This window comes from Reyranella sp. (assembly GCF_004296935.1).
Taxonomy (GTDB): Bacteria; Pseudomonadota; Alphaproteobacteria; order Reyranellales; family Reyranellaceae; genus Reyranella.
The window spans coordinates 37576-43801 of the sequence record NZ_SCVH01000001.1 but is presented as its reverse complement, the minus strand read 5'-3'; the positions used below and the strand labels follow the sequence as shown (position 1 = coordinate 43801).

General features: G+C 63.8%; 6 protein-coding genes. 3 read left to right on the top strand and 3 right to left on the bottom strand.

From position 1 onward, the window contains the following. Positions 1 to 93 precede the first annotated feature (93 nt). Positions 94 to 636 (bottom strand): cysteine hydrolase family protein, encoded by a 543-nt coding sequence (locus tag EPO55_RS00205; RefSeq protein WP_296334342.1) that lies wholly within the window; start codon positions 634 to 636, stop codon positions 94 to 96. 68 nt (positions 637 to 704) lie between these two features. Between EPO55_RS00205 and EPO55_RS00200 the strand changes: the two genes are divergently transcribed. Continuing rightward, positions 705 to 1811 (top strand): LLM class flavin-dependent oxidoreductase, encoded by a 1107-nt coding sequence (locus EPO55_RS00200; RefSeq protein WP_296334340.1) that lies wholly within the window; start codon positions 705 to 707, stop codon positions 1809 to 1811. Positions 1812 to 1819: 8 nt separating this feature from the next. Continuing rightward, positions 1820 to 1954 (top strand): DUF2867 domain-containing protein, encoded by a 135-nt coding sequence (locus tag EPO55_RS00195; protein ID WP_296334339.1) that lies wholly within the window; start codon positions 1820 to 1822, stop codon positions 1952 to 1954. A 15-nt stretch (positions 1955 to 1969) separates the two neighbouring features. On the opposite strand, the gene EPO55_RS00190 is transcribed toward EPO55_RS00195, so the two are convergent. Beyond that, positions 1970 to 3613, bottom strand: a complete 1644-nt coding sequence (locus EPO55_RS00190; protein WP_296334337.1) for a GMC oxidoreductase — start codon at positions 3611 to 3613, stop codon at positions 1970 to 1972. Between the two features lie 197 nt (positions 3614 to 3810). Then, complete coding sequence (locus EPO55_RS00185; RefSeq protein WP_296334335.1) at positions 3811 to 5040, bottom strand: MFS transporter; 1230 nt, start codon at positions 5038 to 5040, stop codon at positions 3811 to 3813. 146 nt (positions 5041 to 5186) lie between these two features. Between EPO55_RS00185 and EPO55_RS00180 the strand changes: the two genes are divergently transcribed. Beyond that, positions 5187 to 6212 carry a patatin-like phospholipase family protein gene (locus EPO55_RS00180; protein WP_296334334.1) on the top strand — a complete coding sequence of 342 codons (1026 nt, stop codon included), beginning with the start codon at positions 5187 to 5189 and terminating at the stop codon, positions 6210 to 6212. Positions 6213 to 6226 lie beyond the last annotated feature (14 nt).

Sequence of the window (6226 nt, the reverse complement as noted above, 5' to 3'; positions counted from 1 at the left end):
CCGCGAGGGGTCGTGCCAAAATGGAAAAGGCCCGCGCGGTCCTCGCGCCAGCCTATAGAAATTATAGGCATATTCTTGCTGAACTTGCAACTTTCATCCGAGAATTTCACCGACCGTCGTCACCGCGGCGTATTCTCCGTCCAGCAGCGCAAGCGTCAATTGATGGACGTCCTCCGCCGGCCACAGCCGGCCCGTGAGATCGCGCTTGTCGCAGGACCAGCAGGCATCGCCCGGCAGGCGGATCGAAAAACCGAGATTGGCGCCCACCCGCACGGTCGCCTCGACCGAGTTGGCCAGCAGCACGCCGCAGATCACCAGCTTCGGCCGGCCCATCGCCTCGAGACGCTGGGCGAGGTCGGTGCCGATGAAGGCACTGTGCACTTTCTTTGCGATCACGGTTTCACCGGGCAGCGGCGCGGTGAGCGGCAGGAAGTCGTTGCCCTCCTGGCCCGGCGCGAAGGGCGAGCCCGGGCTGGTCGAATCGTGCTTCACATGGATGATCGGCCGGCCGCCATTGCGCCAGGCCGCCAGGAGCCGGGCGATATTGGATTCCGCAGAGACATTGTTGCGCGGACCCCACTTCGGGTGCCGCATCGCCTTCTGCTGGTCGATGAGGATCAGAACGTCGTCAGCCATGCATTTTCGGCCCCTTGCGCCATCCGCCCGATGGTAGTGGACTTTCCCCAACAACCCAGGAGGAAACGATGCAATTCGGTTATTTCACCATGCCGTCGCATCCGCCGGAGCGTCCCCTCAAGGACGGCCACGAATGGGACCTTCAGGTGATCCGCTGGCTCGATGAACTCGGCTTCACCGAGGCCTGGATCGGCGAGCACCACACCGCACCCTGGGAGCCGCACCCCTCGCCTGACCTGCTGGTGGCACAGGCGTTGATGCAGACCAAGAATATCCGCCTCGGCCCCGGCGGCTTCCTGCTGCCCTACCATCACCCGGCCGAGCTCGCGAACCGCGTCGCCATGCTCGACCACATCTCGGGCGGCCGACTCAATTTCGGCATCGCCGCCTCGGGCCTGCCCAGCGACTGGGCGATGTTCAACGTCGACGGCATGTCGGGCGTCAACCGCGACATGACCCGCGAAGCGCTCGACATCATCCTGAAGCTGTGGAGCTCACCCGAGCCGTTCGACTACAAGGGCAAGTTCTGGCACGTGACCAAGCCCGACACGATGTTCGGGTTCCTGAAGCCGCACATCAAGCCGCTGCAGAGCCCGCACCCGCCGATCGGCGTCGCCGGCCTCTCCAAGGGTTCCGACACGCTGAAGCTCGCCGGCGAAAAGGGCTATATCCCGATGAGCCTCAACCTCAATCCGGCCTATGTGAGCAGCCACTGGGAGTCGGTCGAGATCGGCGCCGCCAAGTCCGGCCGCACGCCCGACCGCGGCCAGTGGCGCATGGTGCGCGAGGTCTTCGTGGCCGACACCGACGAGGAGGCGATGCGTCTCTCGGTCGGCAGCAGCATGGGCCGGATGATGCGGGAGTATTTCCTGCCGCTGCTCGCACAGTTCGGCTTCCTCGAATATCTCAAGGTCGACCAGAGCGTGGCCGATTCGGACGTGACGCCGGAATATTGCGCCAAGCACAACTGGATCGTGGGCTCGCCCAGGACCGTCATCGAGAAGATCGAGAAGATCTATCACGAGGTCGGCGGCTTCGGGCAGCTCCTGGTGTTCGGCTTCGATTACGTCGAGAATCCGAAAGCGTGGCGGCACTCGCTCGAGCTCTTGTCGAAGGAAGTGATGCCCAAGGTGCAGCACCTCAAACCCAAGGCCGCGCGGCTGGCGGCGGAGTAGCCATCGGCATGAAGGTCGCCCTGTCGACAGTGGTGTGGCCGCACAATCTCTTCGGCCGCGCCTATCTCTTCACCATCCTGCCGTTCCACCGCTTCGGGGCGAGGACGATCCTCGCCAACGCCTTATCAGCAGGCCGGATCTAGCGGCGCGACCAGCCATCAGTTCAGCTTCTTGAGATGATCGGCCAACCGCACGGTAAGGGCGATGATGGTCAGCGTCGGATTCGCCCAACCGCCGCGTGAAAACACCGATCCGCCCGCCAGATAAAGATTGTCGACGCTCAGCAGCCGGCTATCGGGATTGACGACGGCCCACTTGTCCTTGGCCGCCATTCGGGTCGTGCCCAGCGCATGCTGGCCGGACAGGATGGTCGGCGGATTCAGGATGAGTTTGAAGCTGCCCTTCTCGATGTATCCGGCGTCCTTATCTTCCAGCTCGCTGCCAACGAGCTTGAGGGCCATGTCCCTCATCTCAATGTCAAGTTGGGCGAGCTTCAGGTTCACTTCCGCCACTGGATCGAAAAGGATCGGATCCTTGACGGTGCTGCTCAAGCCGACATTGCTGTCATTGTCCCTACTGGGCGTTTGTTCCCACAGGAAATTGACGGTGCCTCGCCCTGGCTTCTCGGGGAACTGCATCCATGCCCGGAAGTTTGCCATTTGCCTGGCAGTCAGCGATGCCGGCGTGGGCTCGAGCACCGCAAGAATATTCGGGGGATGGTTCGTGCGGCCGATCCGGGTGAACTGCGTATAGTACTGCCGGATGGCCGTCGACACCTTGGCCGTCGAGGTGAACTCCGCCGCCTCGAAGATCAAGGGATGAGTGAAGAACGCTTTTCCCAGGGCCGGTGGCGCGTTGCAGGCGATATCGGGCGAATTGAGCAGCAACCTTGCATTCTCGACCGCGCCCGCCGCCAGGACGTATCGACGGGCATTGACGTAGAAATCGTGAGTCACCCTGCCATCAACGGTGTCGCTGGCGTCGCTGGTAATGGCCGTGGCCCAGACGCCCGTCACCGACTTGCCGTCCGGCGTGGTTTCAAATTTGCGGACGTTGGCGTTGCGGTAGATGGTGATGTTGGGGGAGGCCTCGATGTCAGGACCCCAAACGTGCTGGAAATCCAGCCGACCGTCGATCTCCCTGATATTGGCATTTTCGATCTGCAGGATCACGGAAGTCTGGAGCTCCGACTTCTCCTTCAGCTTCATGACTTCGATCGTGTAGTCGGCTCTGTTCTCCTTCGTCCAGTATGATGCGTCGCCATACTTGTCGACATCCCAGTCATAGTCAGGAAGCGTAGGACTGCCGATCGAGCAGTACCCCATGGCCCTCTTGAAGTATTTCTTCGCTGGGTCCTGGGTATCGAGCAGGTCTGCGGCGACCACGTCGGGCCAGGCGAATTCGGAAGGTCGCGTGAGATCGGTCCGCGTCAGCGGCGTCGTCCACCCTCCCCAGCAATTCGTCGTGCCGCCATAGCAGCGAATGCGCGAACTGGCGAAAAAGTCGTGCTCGTCCTCGGGAGCGGTCTTGAGGACGCCCGTGCAGATCTGCTGGACGATGGGATCCTCGTAGCGATGATGCGCCGGATTGGGAACGCCGGGTCCGCGGAGCTCGAGCGAAACGTTGTGCGGCAAGGCCGGCTGCCGCACGTTGATGCGACTGCTTTCGAGGACGATCACCCGGGCGCTCGTCTGCACGAATTCGTGGGCGAGCGTAAGACCCGCAGCTCCCGTCCCGATGATGCAGACATCGGCGTGCAGGACGGTGTTGGGCCGGACATCGACCCCGGCATCGTATTTCATGGCTTCATCCCCTAAGTGAGCCGCAGAGCCAGGCCGCAGCTGTATTGCCTGCGAACGCGACCGATCAGAGAAAGCCTCCGAGTCATACGCGGATAGCGTGCATCACCGAAGTCAAAAAGATGCAGATCTCAGAAGTGCAAAAGTCGGTTCGAGGGTTGGCGGCCCGGCTCAGCTCACTGGCTGGAGCGCCTTGCCCGTCACGATTGCCGCTTCGACAGCCGCGCTGCGGCGGCAAAGCCCAGCGCGGCGACCAGCATGATGCCGGCCAGGCCCCACAGCACCGGCGTGTAGCCGCCGAAGGCACCCCAGGCGAGCGAGGCCGCGAGCGGGCCGACGGCGCGCATGACGTTGGTCGGCATGGTCAGCGCGCCCGAGACCACGCCGTAGCCTTCGGGGCCGATGAACTCCGGCACCGACATGCCGCGCAGGATGGTGACGAGGCCGTTGGCGACGCCGTAGATGATGGCGAACAGGATCAGGCCGTAGACGTCGCTTACGCCCATCGCCAGCATCGTCATCGCGACGGGGAAGGCGAAATAGACCAGCGCCCCCAGCTGGATGGTAGTGATGTGGCGCTGCCCCGCCATCAACAGCACCCGGCCCACGACCTGCATCGGGCCGATCAAGGCAATGATGGCCATCACCACGGCGATCGGCACGCCGCGGTCGTCGAGCAGCGGGATCAGGTGGAAGCTCATGGCCGAAAAGGCGAGCCCGTAGCCGGCGAAGGCCACGACCAAGCCCCAGAAGGCGGGTACGCGCACCGCCGCGGCCAGCGGGTTTTTCTTCGTCGTTCCTTCGGCAGGCAGCGTCGGCGCGGCAATCGGCACGGCCTCCTCGCGCGGTCCCGGGACGAACAGCCAGTGCATGAGGGCGACGCCGAAATTGATCGCAGCCATCACCTCGAGCGTCGGCCGCCAGCCGATGCGTTCGATCAGCAGTTGGGCGAACGGGATGCCGAAGGTGCTGGCGAGGCCGCCGAGGAAGGTCATCAGTAGGATGGCCTGCTTGTAGCGCGGCCCATAGACCCGCGTGATCACCGCGAAGGCGGGCTCATAGAGGATGACCGCCTGGCTGACGCCGAGACCGATCCACAGCGTATAAAACACCGGCAGCGAGTCGACGCGCGCCCATACCAGCAGAAGCACGGCGGCAAGCAGCGAGCCGCCCGTCATCAGCTTGCGGCCATGCCCACGGTCGATCCAGGCGCCGACCGGGATCGAGCAGAGGCCGGCCACCAGCAGGCCGGCCGACAGGGCCCCGAACATCGAACTGCGCGACCAGCCAAGCTCCTGCGTCATCGGCACGACGAACAGCGGGAAGGTGTAGTAGATGAGGCCCCAGGAAATGAGCTGTCCGATCGAGAGCATCCAGAGGATGGTCGCCGGGCGCTTTCGCCACGGTCCGCCCGCTCCACTCTTCGCCATAATGACGCCGGTTCCCGCTTTAATTCAGGATGATGACTCTAGAGCCAATTTCAGCGTCGCGGAATGTCGTTCTCGGTGTCATCCCGAGCGAAGCGAGGGACCTTTCCTGTGGCCTGAAAGGCCCCTCGCTTCGCTCGGGGTGACAAGTGGCAGAGACCAAGCGCATCAATCTCGCCCTGCAGGGCGGCGGCTCACATGGCGCCTTCACCTGGGGCGTGCTCGACGCGCTGATCGAGGACGGAAGACTGGAATTCGAGGCGGTGAGCGGCACCAGCGCCGGCGCCATGAACGCTGCCATCCTGCTGCAGGGCTGGGCGAACGGCGGCCCTGAGGGCGCGCGCACGGCATTGCGCGCCTTCTGGAGCGAGCTCGGCTCGATGTCCGTCACAAGCCCGATCCAGCGCACGCCGCTCGACCGCCTGCAGGGCAACTGGAACCTCGACGATTCCCCCGGAGCGTTGTGGGCCGACCTGATCCAGCGCACGCTTTCGCCCTGGCAACGCAATCCGCTGAAGTACGATCCGTTGCGCGAGCTGCTGCGCCGGCACTTCGACGAAAAGTCCGTGCGCGCCTGCCACCAGGTCAAGGCCTTCATCGCCGCGACCAACGTACGAACGGGCAAGGTCAGGATCTTCACCCGCGACGAGCTGTCGATCGACGCGCTGCTCGCCTCGGCTTGCCTGCCCAACGTCCATGACGCCGTGGTGATCGAGGGCGAGGCCTACTGGGATGGCGGCTTCCGTGGCAATCCGCCGATCTGGCCGTTCATCTACAACAGCGACAGCGCCGACGTGGTGATCGTCGAGGTCGATCCGCCGAGCCGCGAGGTCGTGCCGCACTCCAATGCCGAGATCGCCGACCGGCTGAACGAGATCACCTTTGGCGGCGCGCTGATGGCCGAGATGCGCGCCATCGCCTTCGTGCAGGAGCTGATCGACAAGGGCGCCATCACCGGTGAGTTCGGCAACCGCCTGAAGAAGCTGCTCATCCACTCGATCGCGGATCCGGCGACGCTGTCACCGCTGGGTGCCGTCAGCAAGTTCAACATCGAACCGGAGTTCCTCGAATTCCTCTTCGCGGCCGGACGAAAAGCTGCGACGCGGTGGCTGGCCGCAACGTTCGACAGGATCGGCGTCGAGAACAGCATCGACATACGCGCGCGTTTCCTGTGAGATCGCCACCCTGA